19 protein-coding genes are annotated in these 21,981 nt (G+C 60.7%); 7 read left to right on the top strand and 12 right to left on the bottom strand.

Annotated elements, in window-relative coordinates; translation table 11 throughout:
• Positions 1 to 22: 22 nt before the first annotated feature.
• The 9 genes from AC3EMP_RS17995 to nanR all read right to left on the bottom strand — a co-directional run bounded on the left by AC3EMP_RS17995 (position 23) and on the right by nanR (position 9,653).
• Positions 23 to 1,996 carry a D-apionate lactonase family protein gene (locus tag AC3EMP_RS17995; RefSeq protein WP_023669458.1) on the bottom strand — a complete coding sequence of 658 codons (1,974 nt, stop codon included), beginning with the start codon at positions 1,994 to 1,996 and terminating at the stop codon, positions 23 to 25.
• A complete protein-coding gene (locus tag AC3EMP_RS17990; protein ID WP_352712415.1) occupies positions 1,993 to 3,087 on the bottom strand; it encodes an ABC transporter ATP-binding protein in 1,095 nt (364 codons plus the stop codon). Before AC3EMP_RS17990 ends, AC3EMP_RS17995 begins: the two co-directional genes overlap by 4 nt.
• Before the next feature lie 12 nt (positions 3,088 to 3,099).
• A complete protein-coding gene (locus tag AC3EMP_RS17985) occupies positions 3,100 to 3,948 on the bottom strand; it encodes a carbohydrate ABC transporter permease (protein WP_023827582.1) in 849 nt (282 codons plus the stop codon).
• Positions 3,948 to 4,889 carry a carbohydrate ABC transporter permease gene (locus AC3EMP_RS17980; protein WP_023669455.1) on the bottom strand — a complete coding sequence of 314 codons (942 nt, stop codon included), beginning with the start codon at positions 4,887 to 4,889 and terminating at the stop codon, positions 3,948 to 3,950. Before AC3EMP_RS17980 ends, AC3EMP_RS17985 begins: the two co-directional genes overlap by 1 nt.
• A gap of 84 nt (positions 4,890 to 4,973) precedes the next feature.
• Positions 4,974 to 6,629 carry an extracellular solute-binding protein gene (locus AC3EMP_RS17975; RefSeq protein ID WP_023827583.1) on the bottom strand — a complete coding sequence of 552 codons (1,656 nt, stop codon included), beginning with the start codon at positions 6,627 to 6,629 and terminating at the stop codon, positions 4,974 to 4,976.
• Positions 6,630 to 6,749: 120 nt separating this feature from the next.
• Positions 6,750 to 7,802: an NAD(P)-dependent oxidoreductase gene (locus AC3EMP_RS17970; protein WP_023827584.1), complete on the bottom strand. Its 1,053-nt coding sequence runs from the start codon at positions 7,800 to 7,802 to the stop codon at positions 6,750 to 6,752.
• A gap of 14 nt (positions 7,803 to 7,816) precedes the next feature.
• Positions 7,817 to 8,593: an HpcH/HpaI aldolase family protein gene (locus AC3EMP_RS17965; protein ID WP_023705665.1), complete on the bottom strand. Its 777-nt coding sequence runs from the start codon at positions 8,591 to 8,593 to the stop codon at positions 7,817 to 7,819.
• A 47-nt stretch (positions 8,594 to 8,640) separates the two neighbouring features.
• Positions 8,641 to 8,946 (bottom strand): putative quinol monooxygenase, encoded by a 306-nt coding sequence (locus tag AC3EMP_RS17960; protein WP_023669450.1) that lies wholly within the window; start codon positions 8,944 to 8,946, stop codon positions 8,641 to 8,643.
• Positions 8,946 to 9,653, bottom strand: coding sequence for a transcriptional regulator NanR (nanR, locus tag AC3EMP_RS17955; protein ID WP_023689446.1), 708 nt, complete (start codon positions 9,651 to 9,653; stop codon positions 8,946 to 8,948). Before nanR ends, AC3EMP_RS17960 begins: the two co-directional genes overlap by 1 nt.
• Before the next feature lie 1,084 nt (positions 9,654 to 10,737).
• On the opposite strand from nanR, the gene AC3EMP_RS17950 reads away from it, so the two are divergent.
• The 7 genes from AC3EMP_RS17950 (at position 10,738) to AC3EMP_RS17920 (ending at position 19,138) form a co-directional block, all read left to right on the top strand.
• Positions 10,738 to 12,375: a methyl-accepting chemotaxis protein gene (locus AC3EMP_RS17950; protein WP_023705668.1), complete on the top strand. Its 1,638-nt coding sequence runs from the start codon at positions 10,738 to 10,740 to the stop codon at positions 12,373 to 12,375.
• A gap of 23 nt (positions 12,376 to 12,398) precedes the next feature.
• Complete coding sequence (locus AC3EMP_RS17945) at positions 12,399 to 12,866, top strand: chemotaxis protein CheW (protein ID WP_031197438.1); 468 nt, start codon at positions 12,399 to 12,401, stop codon at positions 12,864 to 12,866.
• Positions 12,863 to 14,104 carry a CheR family methyltransferase gene (locus AC3EMP_RS17940; protein WP_023734098.1) on the top strand — a complete coding sequence of 414 codons (1,242 nt, stop codon included), beginning with the start codon at positions 12,863 to 12,865 and terminating at the stop codon, positions 14,102 to 14,104. The genes AC3EMP_RS17945 and AC3EMP_RS17940 overlap by 4 nt, the downstream gene beginning before the upstream one ends.
• Entirely contained in the window at positions 14,104 to 14,808 is a 705-nt protein-coding gene (locus AC3EMP_RS17935) for a chemotaxis protein CheW (RefSeq protein WP_081726107.1), read from the top strand. Before AC3EMP_RS17940 ends, AC3EMP_RS17935 begins: the two co-directional genes overlap by 1 nt.
• A complete protein-coding gene (locus tag AC3EMP_RS17930) occupies positions 14,805 to 17,078 on the top strand; it encodes a hybrid sensor histidine kinase/response regulator (RefSeq protein WP_488482001.1) in 2,274 nt (757 codons plus the stop codon). Before AC3EMP_RS17935 ends, AC3EMP_RS17930 begins: the two co-directional genes overlap by 4 nt.
• Positions 17,079 to 17,100: 22 nt before the next feature.
• Positions 17,101 to 18,120 carry a chemotaxis response regulator protein-glutamate methylesterase gene (cheB, locus tag AC3EMP_RS17925; protein ID WP_023669441.1) on the top strand — a complete coding sequence of 340 codons (1,020 nt, stop codon included), beginning with the start codon at positions 17,101 to 17,103 and terminating at the stop codon, positions 18,118 to 18,120.
• 64 nt (positions 18,121 to 18,184) lie between these two features.
• The gene (locus tag AC3EMP_RS17920) at positions 18,185 to 19,138 is read left to right on the top strand and encodes a response regulator (RefSeq protein ID WP_023669440.1); all 954 of its coding nucleotides are present in this window, start codon (positions 18,185 to 18,187) and stop codon (positions 19,136 to 19,138) included.
• 13 nt (positions 19,139 to 19,151) lie between these two features.
• Here the strand turns inward: AC3EMP_RS17920 and AC3EMP_RS17915 are convergent, their stop codons facing one another.
• The 3 genes from AC3EMP_RS17915 to AC3EMP_RS17905 all read right to left on the bottom strand — a co-directional run bounded on the left by AC3EMP_RS17915 (position 19,152) and on the right by AC3EMP_RS17905 (position 21,980).
• Complete coding sequence (locus tag AC3EMP_RS17915) at positions 19,152 to 19,841, bottom strand: RraA family protein (protein ID WP_023669439.1); 690 nt, start codon at positions 19,839 to 19,841, stop codon at positions 19,152 to 19,154.
• Entirely contained in the window at positions 19,834 to 21,006 is a 1,173-nt protein-coding gene (locus AC3EMP_RS17910) for an alpha-hydroxy acid oxidase (RefSeq protein WP_050588526.1), read from the bottom strand. Before AC3EMP_RS17910 ends, AC3EMP_RS17915 begins: the two co-directional genes overlap by 8 nt.
• A gap of 68 nt (positions 21,007 to 21,074) precedes the next feature.
• Positions 21,075 to 21,980, bottom strand: coding sequence for an SMP-30/gluconolactonase/LRE family protein (locus tag AC3EMP_RS17905; protein WP_352445079.1), 906 nt, complete (start codon positions 21,978 to 21,980; stop codon positions 21,075 to 21,077).
• Between the last annotated feature and the right edge of the window lies 1 nt (position 21,981).

The following is a 21,981-nucleotide window of genomic DNA, read 5'->3' as shown; positions in this document are numbered from 1 at the left end:
AAACAGCGAACATCGGCTAGGCCTAAGACGATCGATCGAGGTCGACTCGCGCGACGGCGTAGGCGCCAAGCGAGATGCTTTGATCATCCAGCGGTCTTGCGGAACTTTCCATGAAGTCGGGATCGGTTGCCGCCCGCTCGAACTGCTCGGCGCCGAGAAGAGCAATGCGGGCGCTGCTCGGCGAATCCGAAAGCCTCACAGATTGCGTCTTGGCGGTAAGGTTAGCGACCCACAGGGTCACGCGGCGATCTTTTTCAGCCGCGATCGTCACGACGCCGTCACAGCCGGAAGTTCCTACGGACAGCAAGGTGGCTCCGCCGAGCTTTGAGAGACCAGCCAAGACATGGAAAGCGGGATAGACCGTTGGGCCATCCTGCTGGTCATACCATGGCTGCACGAAATCAGCCTTCCTATGGATTTGGCCAAAGGGGCCGGCGAAGTCACCGAACGCGACGGCATCGATTCCTTCGCGAGCGCAGGCCGCGAAATATCCGACAGTCCAAGCCGCATTGAACAGCCCGCGCTGACGAGGATCAATGCGCGATAGACAGACGCGAGCGTTCGCTTCATTCGGCGTAGTGGATTTTCCGTATGGGTTCTCACGGCAGCCGAGCTGGATGGGACCGATACGCAGTGGCAAGCGTTCCCCCATGAAAGCATGCGCGGAGCGGATTAGATGGGGGATTGCCTGAAGTGTCTCCATCACCGAGACATCATCTGCGGCGTGCACGCTGGGACAGGTGGTGAAGGTCACGTAGTCGAGCGCTTCGGCTGGCGGACGCTTGCGGTTGAGTTCGGTGAAGTAAGCGGCCATGCCGCCGCCCAGCGCGATGCCCGGGAAAGCCCGGCGAGCGGCGGAGTAGCTTTCGTGGAAGCTGGGCATAGTCGGCCACGGTGCTCCCGGCTGTACGGATGTCATGTCCTGCGCCGGAAAGACGGAGACAGCTTCTAGTTTGAGGCCGAGTGAGTGGACAGCATCCGCGACCGGCGCCAATTCGCCGAATGGATCGCGCGTGCCCTTGGTGATAATCTCGAGGACCACTCCAGCGCCGGTCAGCCGTGCGAGCGCGGCGTAGCTTTCTAGTTCGTCCTGGCCGTGTGCGATCCGGAGATCGACCTGGCAGACCATCCACTGGGGAGCCATTCGTCGTAGGAGCTCGGGGGTTTCGAGCGCGTGCTTTGCCTCGTCGGCGGCGACGCCGACGCCAGTGCGGGGCACTCGGCCGACCGGTCCGCCGATCGTCAGGTTGATGAGTGGATTGCGATTTTCAGACGTCCCGGCAGGGAGCGTTCCTGACACGTGAAGCCGGACGGCCTGCGTGAATTTCTGGCCCCTGGGCAGTCTGTAAGGCCACGGGCGACGCAGAGGGCGGACATATGTTTTATACGAGGCGTCAGACCAATTGCGTTGGTCCTCCATCTCAAAGGCATCACCCTCCATGGTGCATGTCGCCCAGATCCCAGGCGCGATCTCGTGCGACAACGCCCGGATGTCGGTGAACGGACATTTTGGATCGATGTGGTCCGGCAAGAACGATAGCTCGTCGTGACCATCCTCATGCAGCACCTTTATCGGCTTGCCGGCTAAGCCCTCGATCGGATGAAGGACGACGAAGCCGGTCCGATTCGTCAAAAGGTCGGTCTCGGGCTCTGCCTCCGCCACAAACGACAGCGCACCATCGCCACGGCCTGAGACGCGCGCCCGGTAAATCAGGCGGCCGGATGTTGCAGCACATGTTGCACGGTATTCAATGGCGAACGCATCCGGCCTCTCGTCGATCCGCAGATCATCGAGAACGGTGGTACATGTTCCCCAGTTTTCGTCCCGTACAAGAAACGAGATTCCGCGCAAGACCTCGATCGTCCCAACGTGGATGTAACGCAACGCCCCATTGTCGAACGCGACCGACAAGGATCCGGCGCGCAGCGTGCGCAGCGGTGCCTCGAGCTCTTCGGTGCCACACAAGCGGACTGCCAGGGAAGCTGCCGAGGTCAAATTGCGCGCTCCGTCGTGGCGTCGAAGATCGAGGCCCGGTTCATGTTGATGTCGATCGCAAGCTTCTCGCCCGGACGGCTGACATCGTGCGCCTGCAGCTCAGCCATCACCGGCGCGCCGGCCAGTCGGAATGTCGCGTAACTGCGCGAGCCGGTCGGCTGCAGCAGGTCGATCGTTGCCTCATAGCGAAACGTGCCCTGCTCCGGCGTTGCAGTGTGCGCACGAGTGAGGTGTTCTGGCCTCAACCCGAGCAGCACCTGCTGTCCGTCCGCGACGCCCTTCAGCCCCCTGCCGCGCGCTAAAGGCAGCAGTGCATCCGCGAGCCGGATGGCAGCGGCGCCTGCGTCCAAGGCAAGGGTACCTGGCAGGAAGCTCATCCGCGGCGAACCCAGGAACCCAGCGACGAACGTTGAGGCCGGGTGCTCGAACAACTCGAGTGGCGCGCCCTGCTGCTCTATCAACCCGTCGCGCATCAGCACGATGCGGTCAGCCAACGTCATCGCTTCGATCTGGTCATGGGTGACGTAGATCATCGTTGTCGCAATGTCCTGGTGAAGGCGTTTGATTTCGCCGCGCATTTCGTCGCGAAGCTGTGCGTCGAGGTTGGACAGCGGCTCGTCGAACAAAAAGATGCGCGGGTTGCGGACTATGGCGCGGCCGATGGCGACGCGCTGGCGCTGGCCGCCGGATAATTGGCGCGGAAAACGCCCCAGCAAGGGAGTGATGCCAAGCATGCGTGCCGCCTCGGCCACGCGCACCTCGACCTCTGGCTTCGGCATCTTGCGAGCCTTGAGGCCGAAGCCAATGTTCTTGGCCACGCTCATATGCGGATAGAGCGCATAATCTTGAAACACCATTGCCACGTCGCGATCGCGCGGCCGGAAATCATTGACCACCTCGCCGCCGATCTCGATCGTGCCTTCCGATATCTCGTCCAGGCCGGCGATGGTCCGGAGCAGCGTGGACTTGCCGCAGCCGGACGGTCCAACCAGAACGGTGAACTGGCCGTCGCGAATGTCCAGGTCAATGCCGCGCACGGCATGGAACGCGCCGTAGCGCTTGTGCAAGCCGGTAATTTTGACTTCGGCCATGCGGGAGCTTTCCTAACCGCGAACGGCGCCGAGCGTCAGCCCGCGCACCAGATGACGTTGAGCAAGGACCCCAAGGGCGATCGATGGCACAAGGGAGACGATGGCAAGGGCCGCGGCTTCGCCATATTGCGCGCCCTGGAAGCCGATGAAGGCGCGGAAGACCGTTGGCAGTGTAAAGGCAGTTCGGCTGGTCAAGATCAGAGCGAAGAAGAACTCCGTCCAGCATGCAATGAAGGCGAAGACAGCCGCCGCGACGATGCCCGGTGCTGCGAGCGGCACGGCAACGCGCCAGAACGCCTCCCATCTCGTGCAGCCATCGACGAGGGCCGCCTCCTCCATTGACTTGGGCATGCCGCGGAAATAAGCAAACATCATCCAAACGGACACCGGCAGCGTGAAGACCGTATAGGCGATGATCAGGCCGACATGAGTGTCGTAGAGCCCGACCTGGCGATAGATCAGGAACACCGGCAGCACGATCCCGATCGGCGGCAAAAAGCGCTGCGACAGCACCCAGAAAGACAGATGCTTGCCGCCGGTGTCGTAGCGCGCCAGGCTATAGGCCATCAGCGTGCCGAGCAGCGCCGAAAGCACCGTGGCCGAAAGCGAAATAATCAGGCTGTTGATGAGCCCGTCGAGACCACGATAGGCGAACAGCGCAGCTTTGTAGTGGACAAGCGTCGGAGCGGCGGGGAACCAGACAGGCGGTACGGTGAGGTAGTCGTCGCTGGGCTTGATGGAGGTGTTGAACATCCAGTAGAGCGGCCACAGCACGAACACCAGGAAGAACCCCAGCAGCAGAATTCGGCCGATCGGCAACGACCGGCGTTTCCTGCGGCGGGCGGGCGCGACGGCGGCCATCAGACCGGTTCCACCTTCAAGAGCCGACGCACCAGCAACGTCACGATGAGCGCCGTAAAGATCAGGAACAGCCAACTTCCTGCTGTTGCCTGCGACAGATGAAACTGCGTGAAGCCTATGGTATAAAGATAATAGGAGGCCGTGTAGGTTTGTGTTCCTGGGCCACCCCCTGTCATGATGAAAATGGTATCGAACATACGGATTGCGTCGAGCAGACGGAAGGTCAGCGCCAGCAGCATCATCGACCCGAGATGCGGGAGCGTGATCGCCCAAAAAACCTGCCAGGCGTTGACGCCGTCGAGTTCTGCCGCCTCATAGAGATTGGGTGGGATTGCGGTCAGCCCGGCGAGCAGGATGACGAACATGAACGGCGTCCACTGCCAGACATCGGCGATGATCAGCGAGACGTAGAGCCACGGGCGCTCCGTCATCCAGCCGATCGTAACCTCCTGCCCCAATAGTTGCGTCAGGACATAGTTGGTCGGTCCAAAAGGCCGCTGTAAGAGCAGCGTCCAGGCTTGGCCAACGATGACCGGGCTGATGAACAGCGGCACGATCAGGATCGACATGATCACACCGCGGCCCGGAAAGCTGCGCACCATTGTCAGCGCCACCAGGAGGCCGAGAACGAACTCTATAGCGACGCTGATGCCCGACAGCGATGCTGTCAGCAACAGCGACCAACGTGCTACGGGATCGAACACGACCCGCTCGAAGTTCTTCAATCCGACAAAGGCGTGGCCCGGCACCTGGAAGTCGTAGTTGATGAAGGATACCACCAGCGAGAACAGAAGCGGATAGATCGACAGTGCCAATATCAGCAGCACAGCGGGGGCGACCAGCAGCCACTTGAAATGACGGTCAGCCCATTGGGCAAAGGCAGACAGCCGGGGCGGTGCGCCGGCGGCCTTCAAATGGCGGATCGTGGCTGTGGGCTGCATAGGCGTATCCAATCGCCGCTTAGCGGGGAGGTGTTGCGAGCCAAGCGCCCGCAACACCAATTGCTCCAGAGAGTCCGCCTCCCTTCAGAGGGTGACCGCCATGCCAAGTTTTTCCACCGTGTTGTCGGCGGTGGCGCCAGGCAGTTTCAAGAACTCGGTGTAGAAGCCCTTCTGCGAATCCACACCCAGTCGGTCGGTCGTCTCGTTCCACTCGGCGGCCGCCGTTTCAAGCGACGCCTTCGGATCCGCACCAGCCCACACCGCCGTGCACATGCGATCGATGCTCAAGAAGTAGTCCTGCGCGCCTGGCATGATCGGGTCGAGCAGACCGACGTTTGCCGAGTTGTTGAGGTTGGCAAGGTACTCCTTGGCACTCGGGAAGAGCGCTCCGTAGAGCTCGGACTTGAAGTGCGAGATGCGGTACGGGTCGCGTAGCGCGTAGGGCAGCATGCAACGTGCCAGCGAGACGGGTGGCGAGCATACCCACTGCATGAACAGATACGCCGCCTCAGGGTTGGGCGAGTCGGCCGACAGTGCCTTGTTGTAGCCGGTGGCATGTTCCGGATTTCCCGGAACCACGGCATAGCCGACCTTGCCGGCGATTTGGGACTGCGGAATGAAGTTGATTGCCGTGGCCGACTGCGAATAGTTCGCCGCCATACGGCCGCTAGGAGGCCAGGAATAGATCATCGCGACTTTGCCGGTCAGGAAAGCCGCCCACAAGGAGACGGCGTCGAGCTCGTTGTTGCCGGGGATCGAGGCCTTGTTTGCGGCGAGCATGTTTGTCAGCGTCTTGACGCCGGCATCCGAAACCAAACCTGCCTTCATGTCGTCGCCGAAGAGTTTTCCGCCGTTGGCCCGGTACTGCTGCAGAAAGTCGAACTGATTGCCGGGGCTGCCCGCCTTGCGGAAATGTCCCGCGCCATAGACCTTTGGCGCCATCTGGTCGGTGATGAACTGGGCGATCTGGGCATATTCTTCCCATGTCTTGGGCGGCCCAAGCTTGGCGTTGAACTTCGCCTGGTAAGCCTCCATCATTTTCGGATCCTCGAAAATGTCCTTGCGGTAGTAGAGAGCGAACATGTCGCCGTCGTCGAAGAACCCCCAGATCTTGCCCTTGTAGGTCGGCAGCGCCTTGTACAGGGGATGATAGTCCTCGAGGTCCGCCGGGTTCATGTATTTGGCGATGTAGTCGTCTAGAGGGGCGATGACGCCGCCATCGGCTAGCGACGGCGTCCAGGCCGGCGAGATGTCGAGGACGTCATAGGCACCCGAGCCGGCGATGTGCTCGGCGACCGCCTTGGAGTACTGGTCCGGGTTCGACAGCTCGACGACATTCGACTTCATCCCGGTAAGCTGCTCCCACATCGGCCCACTGAAATTGCGCGGGTCGAGTGCCTGCAGGCCAGCCTCGTAGGTCATGTTGAGGGTGACGCCCGAATGCGCCTTGGCCGCCTCCGCCGCGCGAAAGGCGGAACCGTCCGCAGGCCCTTCCTTCGATGCTTTCAGGGCTGCGGCCTGCGCCTGGCCGAGCGGCGACGTGGCGTCCGCCAATTCCAATGTTTGCTGCGCCAGCGCCCAATCGGTCATCATCCCCAGCAGCGGGCCGGACACGGCCAACATGCCGGTCATCTGACCGAAGCGGGTGATGAAAGTTCGGCGGGTGGTTTCGCCGCGCATGAAGGCGTCGACCTCTGCTTCGAGGCCTGCCTGAAAGTCATGTTTTTCACGATCGTTCATAGTGCTTGGTCCTCCCATTTTCCTTTTGCTTCACTCGTCCGCCGGCGCAGCGGTCAAGCATTTCCTCCCGTAAGGTCGCCGCAAACAGGCCGCGGCGGCGCGCCGAAAATCAGTGTCCTCCTAGGTTCCAAAGCGGGCGGCGAGCCCAGACAGCCTGGTCTTCCACAGCTCGCTCGAAAGCACCTCGCGATTGACCACGCCGCGCGGCTCGCGACCGCGCTGCACCTCCATTACCGCTTTGACGTCCGCGGCACCGTTGCCGGCAAAGCACTGGTCGGTCCAGCAAAGCGCGTGCGGCGCCAGGATGACATTGTCGAGTTTGAGGATCGCATCGTCTGCGGCGGGAGGCTCTTGTTCCAGCACGTCGAGACCGGCGCCGGCGATGCGGCGCTCCTGCAGTGCTTGCGTCAGCGCTTTCTGGTCGACGATCAGGCCGCGCGCGGTGTTGATCAGGTAAGCTGTCGGCTTCATCAGGGCGATCCGCTCGGCATTGACGATGTGGTGGGTCTGGGGCGACAGGGGGCAACTCACCGACAGCACGTCGGCGCGGCGAAACAGATCCTCCAGCCCTACCAGCTCGACGCCCAGGTCGGCAGCGACCCCCTTGTCGGCAAACGGGTCATGGGCGATGAATTGCATGTCAAAGGGCTTCGCCAAGCGGAAGACCTCGGCACCGATGTTGCCGATGCCCAGCGACCCAAGCGTACGCCCGACGAGGCCGACCCCCATATGTTCGGAGCGCTTCTCAAAACCAACAGACCCTTTGCGGGTGAGCGCGTCCTTTGTCAGCAGCTTGCCGGTCAGCGCCAGCATGAAGGTGACGACGGATACGGCGACGGGCCGTCGCACGCCATCGGGCGTGATGACCAAGGCAATACCGGCTGCGGTGCATGCCTCAACGTCGACAGTGTCGTAGCCGACCCCGAAGCGGGCAACGACGGCCAGGCGGCCGCTCCTGGGGACACTCGTGGCATCGAAACGATGGGCGAGGAGGATCAGCGCATCGAAATCCTCAAGTTGGTCGGCGCGAAGCGGACTGTTTGACTCCAGGAACACCATCTCGACACCTGTCGCATTGCGCAGCGGCTCCAGATCGAAATCTGGGTAGGTCGGCGAGCCGTCCGGCCTGCGGAAATCACCGGAAAGCGCCACCCTGAATTTCACGCTGTCCATCGTCTCCTCCGCTCCTATTGGCACCCGGCCCGGATCTTGGAAACCGCGTCGGCGATCGCGTCGTGCAGGACCCAAACGTCGCCTGAATAACAAATGAAATCGAAGCCCTGTGCGTAGAACTCGTGTCCCTGGGCGACGTTGGGCACCAAGCGTCCAAGCGATTTGTTGTGCTTCTTGGCGGCGGCAACGATTTTGGCCATTGCAGCAGTGAAAGTGGGGTGGGCGAAGTCGCCAGGAATGCCGAGCGAGACGGACAGATCGAAATGTCCGACCCACAGACAATCGACCCCGTCCAGTCCCGCGATGCCGTCAATGTTCTTGACGCCGTCGGCGGTCTCGATCAGGCAGATGAACGTCGAGCGCTTGTTGGCGGCCTCGAATTTGTCAGCGACCGAGCCCGGACGGTAACGGTCATGAGCGATCTGCAGCGCCACGCCGCGGGCGCCGGCAGGGTGGTATTTCATGGAGTTGATGATGTGCTGCGCCTGTTCGACGCTGCTCACCATCGGCGCGATCAGGCCTTCGGCGCCCATGTCCATGGCGCGGGCGAGGAAATGGTAGTCCTGCGATGGCACACGAACCATCACCGGCAGATCGGCCGCCTCGAAATAACGGATCGCACTCTTCAGCGTTTCCAAGTTAAATCCCGAATGCTCCATGTCGAAAAAGACGAAATCGCAGCCAGCGGACTTCAGGATGTGACCGATTCCCGGCGTGGCGAACTCGGCGACGAGCGTACCGAGCTTGACCCGCCTGTGAGAAGCTAACGCCCTGAGACTTGGCTCCGACATGCACTTCCTCCCGTTCGCCCCAATGGGCCAATCCGCCTATGTTCGCTTCAATGCGTGGCTTCAAGAACGAGGTCGCAGGTCGTCACCAACTTGGTCACGACGAGCGGCGCGCTCTGCGTATTGAATTCGTCGAAATGAGCGGTGCGGCAGTGGTCCTCGAATGCGGCCTCGCTATCGTAAATCTCATAGAGCAGGACCCGATCCAGTTCGCCGCGCGCCTCCGTCACGTCAAAGCGGCGACAGCCGGCCTCGGTGCGCATCGAGGCGGTCGCATTGGCGTCGACAAGTTCTCGGAATCTGTCCCGGGCACCAGGCCTCAGGCGGAAATCGACCCAGACGACAAATCCGGTCATCACTTGGGCCTCGCAAGTTGCAGATACCGCTTGGCCACATATTCGAGATGGCTGCGCATGGCCGTCTCTGACGCGTCTGGATCGCGCGCGGCGACGGCCTCGAAGATTTCGCGATGAGCCTGGTAAGCCTTGCGGTCTTCACCCTTGGCCAATGTGGTGCGACGCTGTTCGAGCAACCATTCAGCCAAGGCCGCGTGAATAGCTGTAAAGATCCGATTGCGGGTGATTACCGCCAGCACGTAATGGAAGTCTACGTCCGTGCGCTCGAAGCGCGCCAGATCGCCGATCGACTGCCGGTTGAGTTCGAGCGCCTCCTTGAGGCTCTCAATGTCTTCCGGGGTAGCATGCACAGCGGCGTTGCGGGCAAGACCGACCTCGAAAAACAAGCGCGCGCTCTGGAAGTCGTGAACCCCTCCCGGCGCCGAAATCATGTGCCGAGCCGGCCCTGAAAGGGCGTCAATCACGAATTGAGGAGTGGGTCGAGTGACGCGGGCACGCTCCCCCGATTTTACCTCGACAAGGCCCATTTTGCTCAGATGCAGCAGCGCCTCACGGATGGAAGGCCGCCCTACCCCGAACTGCCGCATGAGTTCCCGTTCAGATGGGAGACGGTCGGCTTCGGCCAACTCTCCCTCTCGGATCATCCGTTCGAGGTGCGCTGCCACCTCGTCCGAAAGCTTCCGCTGCTTGATCAGAACTCCGATCATGTGGCATACCTGTTATACCAATCAGGTACGTTATGATCCCATAGCACCCCTTGTCAACGAGATCTAAGCATCCGGTGGCAGCCCTTAAAGCGACTCCGTCGTTGTCCAGGCGTCCTTTGCGACGCCTTCAATGTCTTCACGAAGATTTCAGTAACTTGAGGGAGAGCGAGCACAATCTGCTCGGTGTTCCGATCGGGAACGGTCTTCGAACCCTGGGTCGGTGGTCAGTTTGAACCTGCGGTGTGGACCCCAGAGTGCCACCGGGCCGTGTGCTGGCCGAGACCTACCCAACCGCCTGCTTATGAGCTGGGACATGAGCCCTCGATGGCAAGTAGACCTCGACCTGAGCAAGATCAGCGAATGGAAGCGGGTTCACAGCCGAGGCGGAAAACGCGAACTCTCGCTGCTGGACCCCTTTGGCAATACGCCTGCTCCATCTCGTAATCTTTTTCCCCGCCGCAATGTCGCAAAGGAAGGGATTGTCGGGTTAGTCCCCTCTACGCTCCAGAGCGCTCGTCACGTTGTGCTCATCCTTGTGCGGTTGGCGGCCGCCGCTTGAGGATGCGCATTTGAAACTGTCTCAAGATCATTTTAGTCCTGAGGGGCCTCAGGCGGGGGCGCTTGCCATTTAGTTATCGTCACCTGCGCATGTCGAACCCGTACTCGGCGCCAATCTACGCGCTGGCCAGTTTGCGACATGTGGTTTCGGCGATCCGCTTTCAGTGCGACGATCATGCTGGACGGCTGATATGAGGCGCGTTCCCGCCTGGCAGCTTAGGGGCAGCAAGCAGGACGTCGGCTTTCTTGCCGTCATTCAATTCGTGGCCTCAAGCAGCTCGTCCACGCTCCTCCTGACGCGGCGTGCCATCCAGCCGATCTCGGGCTGATGTGCGTGGACGGCAGTCGTCCTTTGACCACCGCTTCTGGCGGCGCCGATTGGCGAGCCGCCTCGCCATCATTAGCTATGGAACGGAAAAGAAACCATTCAGCATCAGACTACCGCTTTTCGACGCACCTTTTCGAATATGTCGGAACGAGCGCTTGTCGCGCAGCCCACGATGCCCCCCATTGGTGAACCGGTTCCATGAAGAGTCTGACAATACGCCACCGCATCCTCGTCAGTTTCGCAGCCGTTCTGGTGGTCATGTCCGTGATAGCCCTCATCGCGTACGCCTGGTTTCTTCAGGCGGGGGAGGAGGCGACTGAGGTCGAGAAGGGCATCCTTCCGGACCTTTATCACAGTACCGAGATCATGACGGGCCAGATGGCGGCCCATAGTCTGCTTCAGGAATATGCCCTTCAGGACAACCCGTCAGACAGAAGCACGGTTGCAAACGCGATCACGACCAATCGCAACCAGGTGCAGCGGTCGATGGACGACTATGAGGCAACGATCGTCTCCGATATCGACAAGCAGAATTATGCAGCCGTCAAACAACTCGCCAACCAATTCCGTCTGGCTGAAACTGCTGTGCTGGAAACAAGCCGGGCTGCCTTGTCGAAAGGTGAAACTCCCAATGAAAGCCCAGCTATCAAGAACGAAGTAGAGCCGATCTTTGTAAAATTGCAGTCCGCTCTGCAGGCCATGGTTGAGGATCACAGAGGCGAGGCAAACAGCGCGACGCAGCGGATCAGCTCGATCGTCAGAACGGCCGAAGTCGGTTTGAGCGTTGGCTTGTTGATAGCCCTCGGGCTAGCCCTTCTTTTGGGTTACCAGCTGTTTCGCGCCATTACAGGTCCGCTCACCCGTTTGGTCGACGCGGTTCAATTGATGCGGCAAGGCGACTTCAGCGAACGGCTCGATCTGAGGCGCCGAGACGAATTCAGCGTGCTTGCCGACGGCTTCAACGCAATGGCGGACGATCTCACAACCCTCATTGGTCAGGTTCAAAGGTCCAGCATACAGGTCGGCACGTCGATAACTGAGATCGCCGCCACCTCCAAGCAACAGCAGGCAACTGCGACTGAAATCGCAGCGACCACAACAGAAATCCGAGCGACAGCCAAGGAAATCTCCGCCACATCAAACGAACTGGTCCGCACGATGAACGAGGTCTCCACAGTTGCCGAACAAACCGCTGCCGTGGCTGGCGGGGGGCAAGCGGGGCTGACCCGTATGGAAGAAACCATGCAGCAGGTCATGGAAGCGGCTGGCGCGATCAATTCCAAACTGGCGATCCTGAGCGAGAAAGCCGGCAGCATCAATCAGGTGGTGACGACCATCACCAAAGTGGCCGATCAGACGAACCTGTTGTCGCTCAACGCTTCCATTGAGGCGGAGAAGGCAGGCCAATATGGCCGGGGTTTTGCAGTGGTGGCGACGGAAATCCGAAGGCTCGCGGACCAGACAGCTGTCTCCACCTACGATATCGAGCAAATGGTCAAGGACATCCAGTCGGCAGTCGCGGCCGGGGTGATGGGCATGGACAAGTTTTCCGAGCAGGTCCGTCGGGGTATGCAGGACATCCAGCAGGTCGGCGGGCAACTCTTCGAGATCATTCAGCAGGTTCAGGGGCTGGTGCCACGTTTCGAAGTCGCCAATGAAGGCATGCAAGCACAGGCGACCGGCGCGGGGCAGATCAGCGACACGCTAACCCAGCTAAGCGAGGCAGCTCAGCAAACAGTCGAGTCCCTTCAGCAATCGACGCTCGCGATCGACGAGCTCAATCAAGTCTCAGGCGGCATGCGAAGTAGCATATCGAGGTTCAAGCTACGAGCATAGCGAGCCGGCAGTAGGAGGTGACAATGCTATTCCTCGCCTTCAACATGGGTCCGGATCGCTACTTGATCGATGTCCACAAAATTGAAGAGGTGCTGCCCTATATCGACGTGAAAGTTCTTCCGGGTGCGCCAAATGGTGTGGTGGGTTTGGTCAGCTATAACGGAATACCCATCCCCCTGATCGATGTCACCCTTCTTGCGCTTGGCCGACCATCGGAGCGCCTGTTGAGCACCCGGATCGTTGTGACGCGCTATCCGGCGGATGATGGCGAGCGACGCCTGCTGGGGCTGATCGCGGAACGGGTGACGGATACGATCGAGCGAGACCCGAGCGATTTCGCGCCGTTCGGACTGGAACCAGGAACCCCGCCCTATCTTGGGCCGGTGGCTTCCGATGGTTTGGAGATCATTCAGTGGGTCAAAGTGGAAGCGCTGCTTTCGGAAGAGATTCGTACCGCTTTGCTCCGCCAGGCGGCAATAGGTGATCAATGACCGGAGCAATAGAAAAGCTCCTGACGGAAACCATTGGACTGGACAGTGCCAGCGTTGGTCCGACAGTGGTTCGTCAGGCGGTCAGAGAACGGATGGAAGCATGCCGGATAACCAACCCTCAGGCCTATAGGCAACACTTGGCCGGTTCCTCGCAGGAGCTGCAGGAGCTGATCAATGCGGTGGTGATCCCAGAGACCTGGTTCTTTCGCGACCGAGAAGCGTTCACGATGCTGGCGCGGCATGCGCGCGCGCACAAGCCTGCTCAGCCGATAAGAATCCTGAGCCTGCCATGTTCAACCGGCGAAGAGGCTTACTCGGTCGCCATGGCCATGTTCGATGCCGGCTTTGAGGCACATGAGTTCAAGATCGATGGCGTGGACGTCAGCAGCCGCAATATCGCGACGGCTGAACACGCCATCTATGGCCGCAATTCGTTTCGCGGCAGCCATTTAGAATTCAAGGATCGCTATTTCGAAGCGGCCGAGGGCGGGTTGCGGCCTGTTGCTGGGGTGCTGAAACAGGTTCGGTTCATGGTAGGAAACTTGTTCGGTTCTCACGCGCCTTTCGGGCAAGAGGTCTATGACATCCTGCTTTGCCGCAATTTGCTGATCTATTTCAATCGAGAGCTGCAGGATCGCGCATTGATCTGCCTGAAGGACCTGCTGGCCAAAGACGGACTTCTTCTGGTCGGTCCGGCGGAAGCAGCTCTTCCAAGGGTGCATGGCTTTCTTTCCGCTGAATGGCCATTGGCCTTCGCCTTTCTGAAATCGGAGCCCGTCAAGACCACGGCGCCGAAGGTTTCGGCCGCCGTCCCGGTGCGGACGCCAAGCCCTAAGGTCAACAAGAGCGAGCCTCTTCGTCCGTTCCGACCGACAATTGGCAATGAAGGCCGCGGGCAGGCTCCGGCCAAGCCGCTTGCACGCGCCTCGGAAAGCCTCATCGCGGTTGAACGGATCGCCAATGCAGGACGCGTAAAGGAGGCACAGGAGGTCGCCCTGGCGCATCTCAGGGAGTTCGGTCCTTCCGCAGAAATCTTCTACCTGCTGGGCCTCGTCCAGGATGCGGATGGTTCTGCACCCGAAGCCGCGCAAAGTTATCGCAAGGCGCTCTATCTCGCGCCAAATCATCGAGAAGCTCTTGTCCATCTGGCCTTGCTGCTTAGCAAGCAAGGCGACCATAACGGCGCCGAGGCGCTGGCCGGCCGGCTGGGTCGGGTCCAGAAAAGGAGCGGCAGTTGATGGCGGCTTCGACAAGGATCGCTCAGCCGGTGGAGCAGATCGAAATCAACGACTGCTGGCGGCAAATAGGCGTACGGGGTGACAAGTCATGTCCGCTACTAGAGCAGCATCTCCACTGCCGCAATTGCCCGACCTACAAGAAGATCGCACGACGCCTCCTCGACCGTGCAGCTCCCTCGGCATCTCGCGACGAATGGCCTGACAACGCTGGTCGTGCAGCGATCGATTCGGCAGACAACGACGCGCTGCAGACGGCCGTTCTCTTCCGTTTGGGGGAGGAATGGCTGGCACTTCCAGTCGGTATTTTTCATGAAGTGGCTGAATCTCGTCGCGTTCATTCACTTCCACATCGCAGGAACAGTGCACTGCTCGGCATTGCGAATGTCCGTGGTGAATTGCTCATTTGCCTTTCCCTGGCCGAATTGCTCGGGATAGACGAGCGCAAGGAAGGGGAACAAGGCACACGAACCAAGGTATTTCGCCGCCTTGTCGTGGTAGGCGAGCGCGACAAGCGGGTTGCTTTTATGGTTGATGAGATCCACGGCTTACATCGGTACCAGGAACGCGACACTCTCGCTGTTCCGGCCATGATTGGCAAGGCACTGTCGGCCGCTACGGTTGCCGTGCTGCCATGGCAAGGACGAGCCGTTGGCTGTCTCGATCCACGACAACTGCTCACGATGCTGGATCGGAGCATCGCATGACAGATGAAGACTTCAGCCAGGTTTCGATGCTCAGCCTCTTCCAGGCCGAACTGGAGACGCAGTCACGGGCTCTGACCTCTGGACTTCTGGCACTCGAACGCGATCCTATCGCCGCCGACGCCCTGGAAGCATGCATGCGTGCCGCGCATTCCCTGAAAGGAGCTGCCCGCATCATCGACCTGATGCCCGCAGTCAAAGTTGCAAATGCGATGGAAGACTGCCTGGTCGCAGCGCAACGCGGGCATCTGAGGGTGCGACGGGAGCATATAGACGCGCTTCTGCAAGGTTCTGACCTTTTGAAATTGATCGCATCGGGATCATCGAGCGAGAGCGCCAACTCAGAAGTCGAAACCTTTCTCGCGAAGTTCGAGGGGTTGTCCCTCCCCCAGGCAAAGCCCGGTCCCCAAGATTTTGCAGCTGATTTCGCAACTCCAGATCATGCCCAGGAGCAACTGGCGACGACCTCTTCAGCGAACCTCCTCGTTGGGGCGGTACCGCAAGCCCACGGCAGCATCGGCTCTGATAGAATGGTTCGGGTGACGGCAGACAGCCTGAACCGATTGCTCGGGCTGGCTGGCGAGTCGCTGATGGAAGCTCGGCGGCTCAGGCCATTCGCTGACGGGCTGCTACGGCTGAAGCGACTTCAATCGGATCTCGCAAGTGCGTTCGACAATCTTCATGCAGTGCTGCCGCCGGTTTCAAACGATGCGGCGGTGGTGGAGGCGCTGGCTGAAGCGCAGCGAAAGCTTCGGTTGAGCCAAGCGTTCCTGGCGGAGCGTTTCGATGAGTTGGATTCAGTGGATCGGAAAGCGACCGATCTTGCCAACAGATTGTACGACGAAACGTTGGCGAGCCGGATGCGGCCTTTTGAGGACGGCGTGCGACACTATGCGAGAATGATCCGCGACCTCGGTCGTACCCTTGGCAAGCGGGTGCGACTGGAGATCGTAGGCGGCTCGACCGGCATCGACCGCGATATCCTCGAGCAGCTCGATGCCCCTTTGGGGCACCTTCTGCGCAACGCTGTAGACCATGGGCTTGAACCGCCTGAGGAGCGCCTCGCGATGGGCAAACCTGAAGAGGGGCTCATCAGGCTCGAAGCGAGGCACAATGCCGGGCTGCTGCAGATAGCCGTGGTGGACGACGGCAGGGGGATAGAGCTCTCGAAGCTGCGCGAGACCGTCGTCGCCCGGCAACTTGCAACCAGGGAAAGTGCTGAAACACTCAGCGAAAGCGAATTGCTCGCATTTCTGTTTCTGCCAGGCTTTTCCATGAAAGCGGGCCTTACCGACGTCTCAGGTCGCGGTGTGGGGCTCGATGCAGTGCAAGCCATGACGAAGGAAGTCCGGGGAGTCGCAAGCGTCTCCTCAGAATTTGGCCACGGAACCCGATTTCAACTGCAATTGCCGCTGACACTGTCGGTCCTCCGCACGCTGCTCGTCGATGTCGATGGAGAGCCCTATGCTTTTCCACTCGCTGCCATTTCCAAGACTTTGAAACTGCAGCGGACGGAGATCAACGTCCTGCAGGGCCGGCCGCATTTTCGATTGAACGATCGACAGATCGGGCTGGTCACCGCTCGCGAGGTGCTCGATCGAGGTGAGCCCGGATCGGAACCGAACGAACTATCCGTCGTCGTCGTGGATGCGGGTCGGGGCGATGCGTACGGCCTGATCGTTGACCGTTTTCTCGGGGAACGCGAGTTAGTGATCAGACCTCTCGATCCACGGTTTGCCAAGATCAAGGACATCAGCGCAGCGGCCCTGATGGAAGACGGTTCGCCTGTTCTGATCTTCGACGTCGACGATCTGATCCGATCGGTGGAAAAGCTTGCATCGTCCAGCGGATTTCGAGCTCTTCGGCGCGCCGCGGGCGGTCCCGAAGCGAGCAGGCGCAAGCGCGTGCTCGTGATTGACGATTCACTGACGGTTCGCGAACTCCAGCGCAAGATGCTCGGCAATTACGGTTATGAGGTCGAAGTGGCGGTAGACGGCATGGACGGGTGGAATGCCGTCCGGTCTGGTCCTTTCGATCTCGTCGTCACCGACATCGACATGCCTCGCATGGATGGCATCGAGCTGGTGAGTTTGATCAGAAAGGACGCTGATCTCAAGAACACACCCATTATGATCGTTTCATACAAGGATCGGGAAGAAGATCGCGCGCGCGGGCTCGACGCAGGTGCGGACTATTATCTGACCAAGAGTAGTTTTCAGGACGAGGCGCTGATCCATGCCGTCGTGGACATGATTGGCGAGGCGGCTGAATGAGATCGAGATTGGAAGCCAGCGAATGAGAATCGGCGTAGTCAACGACATGCCGATGGCGGTTGAACTTCTGCGTCGACTGGTCCTGTCGACCGGCGAACATCAGGTCGCGTGGATCGCGACCAATGGGCGTGAGGCGGTCGAGGTCTGCAGACGTGATCTGCCGGATCTGATACTCATGGATCTAGCGATGCCAGAGATGGACGGCGTGGAAGCGACGCGCAGAATCATGGCGGAAACCCCGTGCTCAATCTTGCTGGTGACCGCCAGTATCGAAGCCAACCTCGCCGGCGTCTACGAAGCAATGGGTCATGGCGCGCTTGACGCAGTCGATATTCCGTCGGTGGGCATCGAAGGCAACGCGTCCTCGCAATCCGCCCGGCTTTTGACGAACAAGATACGAACGATAGGCAAGTTGATCGGTGATGCGCCTACCCAGGCAAAAAGGCGGATGTCACGTGCGGCTGAGCCGTCAACTCGACACGTGATAGCAATCGGCGCCTCTGCGGGCGGGCCGGCTGCCGTTGCCGCAGTCCTGAGCGCGTTTCCCGTTGATTTTCGCGGCGCGATTGTGCTCGTCCAGCATCTCGATGCTCAGTTCGTTCCAGGCCTTGTTGATTGGCTAGGGCAGCATACGCGTCTCCCGATCCGTCCGGCGGGGGAAAGGGACAGTCCTCAAGCGGGCACCGTTCTCGTTGCCAGTTCTGCGGATCATCTGGTTTTCAAGTCAGCTCAGCAACTTGGCTATACGCCCAGCCCCAAGGACAATGTCTATCGGCCGTCGGTAGATGTGTTCTTCGAAAGTGCGGCGCAATGGTGGCCTGGCTCGGTGATTGGTGTTCTGCTCACAGGCATGGGCAGGGATGGTGCGCGCGGGCTGAGACAGCTCCGTGACAAGGGACATCTCACAATCGCGCAGGATAGAGCAACCAGTGCCGTCTATGGCATGCCGAAGGCCGCCGCCGACATCGGCGCGGCTGTTGATATTCTTCCTTTGGGTGCGATCGGCTCACGTATAATCGAAGCCTGCGAGCGCTCCACGTGAAAGGCCCCTTCCGATGACGCAAGAACCAGAGTTGGTCCCGCCACTCGCAGATAACTATTCATCCATGGTTCTGCTCATCGATGATCAGATCATGGTTTGCGAGGCGGTCAGGCGCGCCCTAGCCAACGAGCCCGATATTTCCTTACACTTCTGCACCGACCCGTTGAGAGCGATGACGGTCGCGGATGAGGTAAAGCCAACCGTCATCCTGCAGGATCTCGTCATGCCCGGGGTGGATGGGCTACATCTGGTGCGAGAATACAGGAAGCATGCGTCGACACGCGCGGTTCCAGTCATTGTGCTGTCGAGCAAGGAAGATCCAGCCACCAAGGGCGAAGCCTTCGCTGCGGGCGCGAACGACTATCTCGTCAAACTGCCGGATCGTATCGAGTTGATTGCACGCATTCGATATCACACGCGGGCCTATCTGGATCACGTCCAGCGAGACTCGGCACACCGAGCGCTGAGGGAAAGCCAGCGACAGCTGATCAGTGCAAATCTAGAGCTTGAACGTCTGACGCGGATCGATGGCCTGACGGGTCTCGGTAACAGGCGCTATTTTGACGAATATCTGGCGGCTGAATGGAAACGCGCTTTTCGCGCACAGTCCCCACTGTCGCTGTTGATGATCGATGCCGACAACTTCAAACGATACAACGATACCTATGGCCATATGGCCGGCGACGATGTGCTCAAGCAAATCGCCCGCGTAATCCAGAGCGGTTCCGGCCGTTCCACGGATCTCGCTGCGCGGTACGGAGGCGAAGAGTTCGTCATCGTGCTGGTCGACACTATACTGGAACAATCCAGTGCGATCGCCGAGCGGCTCGTCCAGAGCGTGCGAGAGTTGAACATACCCCACGGCCCGGATCGCGTGACCATCAGCGTCGGCGTCGCAACAGCGGTGCCCACCGAGAACGAGACGCCAAACGATTTCGTCAATGCCGCCGATTTGGCTCTGTTTCGTGCCAAATCGGAAGGACGAAATCGTGTTGCGCTTCATATGTCCCGCAGCTAGAGAAGCTCACATCTCAGTCAACGAAGCGCGCCCTGTTCGATTTGAGGACGACCTCGGCGAAGTCGGGCATCTCGAGACCTTGCCGCACCAGGCCATCAAGAGTTTTCTCAGCCGCCCTGATGGCGGAGAGCCGGGCCAGCACCGTCTCAGCCTCCAGGCGAGGCACCACGGCGAGACCGTCGCGGTCGCCGACCAGTATGTCTCCCGGCGAGATAGTCACTCCTCCCACCACCACCGGGAATCCGACCGTGCCTGGACCATTGCGCGCAGGCGAGTTCGCAATGATCCCGGCACAGTAAACCGGCAACCCGACCGCCTCGATCCCGACAACGTCGCGCACGAGGCCGTCAGTGATGAAGCCGGCGACCCCCTTGTTGCGCGCCATGCCGAGCACGAGATCGCCAGTTACCGCCGTACCGGCAAAGCTGTCGGTGGCCGCGACGATGACATCGCCACTTGCTGCGGCATCCAGTGCTCCAAAAAGGGCGAGGTTGTCGGCGGGACCGCAGTGACAGGTCACGGCGACGCCGACCATCGTCGCAGTAGCTGGCGACAGTGGCTTGATCGCATAATGTAAGGCGCCGCGTCCCCCCATCGCGTCTACGACCTGGCTAACCGGCACGCCCGCAAAAGCACTGATGATTTCTGCTGCGGGCCGTTCGAAACGGCGCTTGATGGTGAGCAGTGGTGGGTCTTCAATCATGTAGCGGCCCCATTCCCTGAACGAACGAAATACAGTCCGGCCCGAGGTCGCGCAGGCTCCGCGCGCCCATCAGTCCCATGACGCGGTCGATTTCCTTGCGGTAGAGTTCGAGCACGTGGCGTACCCCCTCCTCGCCGGCGACCGCGAGCCCCCACAACTGCGGCCGCCCGATCAGACAGCACGAGGCACCGAGCGCCAGGGCCTTGACGACGTCAGAGCCTCGCCTGATGCCGCCGTCGATAAGCACTGGTACGCGGCCGGCGACAGCCGCGACAACTGCCGTCAACGCGTCCAGGGATGCGGCGGCGCCGTCAAGCTGACGTCCCCCATGATTGGATACGATGATGCCGTCGATTCCTCGGGCTACAGCCTCGGCGGCTTCGCTGGGATGCAGGACGCCTTTCAGCAACAACGGTCCGGACCAGACAGTGCGCAGCCAGTCGACATCGGCCCAGGAGAGTCCGGGATCGAGCATTGCGGCCATCCGGCCCGCCAATGCACCGACCGTCGCCGTATCCCCGGGGCGCGCGTAGTTGCCGAAGGTCAGTTTCGGGAGTCGGGTGCGCATACGAAGAAGCCACGCCGCCTTGGTGGCGGTCGCGAGGGTTCCGGCCACACCGAAGCGCGGCGGGATGGCAAAACCGTTGCGGATGTCGCGTTCACGGTTGCCAAGCATCTGGTTGTCGATGGTGAGCACCAGCGCGTCGTAGCTTGAGGCACGCGCCCGATGCACCATTTCTCGGGTGAAGCCACGATCGGTGTAGACGAACACCTGCATCCACCGTGGGCTACTTCCGGTGGCTGCTATGTCCTCCAGCGTGCAGACGGATCCGTGGCTGGCGCAGTAGAATGTCCCTGCGGCCGCTGCGGCTCGGGCGGCTGCGCGCTCGCCGTCGGGCCAGAACAGCCCAGCCAGGCCGGTTGGCGCGATGCCCAGCGGGATGGCAAGTTTCGCGCCGAAGAGGTCAAGGGAAAGGTCTCGCGTCGTTGCACCGTTGAGTGGTCGCGGCAGAATGGCAACCTCGTTAAAAGCTTGCTCGTTCCGGCGCAGCGTTCGCTCATCCTCGGCACCGCCATCGGCGAAGTCGAACACCGGGCGTGGCAAAGTCCGCCGCGCGGCGGCGCGGACCGTGGCCACGCTGTACAGGCACTTCAACGCCGCCATCGAAGCAGACGATGCCGCACCGCCGGCACCGCGGTCATCGCCTGTGTTTGAGGCGGACGAGGAGCTACTCACGGTTGCTTTCCGCCGATGCGACCATGATGCGTCGGTCCACCACCTCCCGGAACACGCACGCAGGAGAGTGTTCCCTCAAAGGAGGGATCGCTGCCGGTCGCCAGCACGCCGGCATTTGTCACCCAAAGCATCTCGCCCGAGAAGACGCAGTTGGTCGTTGCCTTGCCGCAGACGAAGAAACCTTCCTCTGTGCCGTTGGGCTTCAGAACGTGAATGCCGTTGGCGGCAATATCCGTGACATAAAGGCGGCCATCGGCTCCGACCTTCAGCCCGTCCGGGATCGGATTGGGCCCAGGCAAGCGGCCCAGGTCTTCGACGGAACCATCCGGACGCTGCCGCTTGACGCGCCCCGTATAGGACTCCCCCCAAATGATCGAGCCGTCGGCTTCGATCGCCACACCATTGGGGAAGGTCGGCTTGTCGAAGCCGAGAGCAAGGTACGCACTGCCGTCGGGGTTGACGGCAAAGATGTAGCTTGGGTCCGGATTCCCCGGGTTGTATGTGCCGGGATCGCTGAAGATGAGCCGGCCGTCAGCAGCAAATACAAGATCGTTTGGCCCATTGAGCCGAATGCCCGCGACTTCGCTCAGCAGGATTTCCGGCTTTCCGCCTTCGGCAACCCGCTGGATCGATGGCGTCGTCATGTCCGCGGCCCGCCAAGGTCCGGTCGTGCCGCCGTTCTGGCAGACATAGAGCAGGTCATCCGATCCGAGAACGCAGGCGTTGGGCGCTCCGGCAACATACGCGAACTGGCGAGCACTTCCGTCGCGATCTATGGCCGTCAGCTGGCTGCGATAGCTTTCGACGATGACAATTCGGCCATCGGGCAGCACCGTCGGGCCCTCGGGCCAGCCAAGGCCGGTCGCGACAACCTCGACGGCCAGCTTTTCAACCTCGTTCATC

Source organism: Mesorhizobium sp. P160219 (assembly GCF_057786095.1).
Note: the sequence above shows the minus strand (reverse complement) of the source record. Positions and strands in the feature narration are given on the sequence as shown.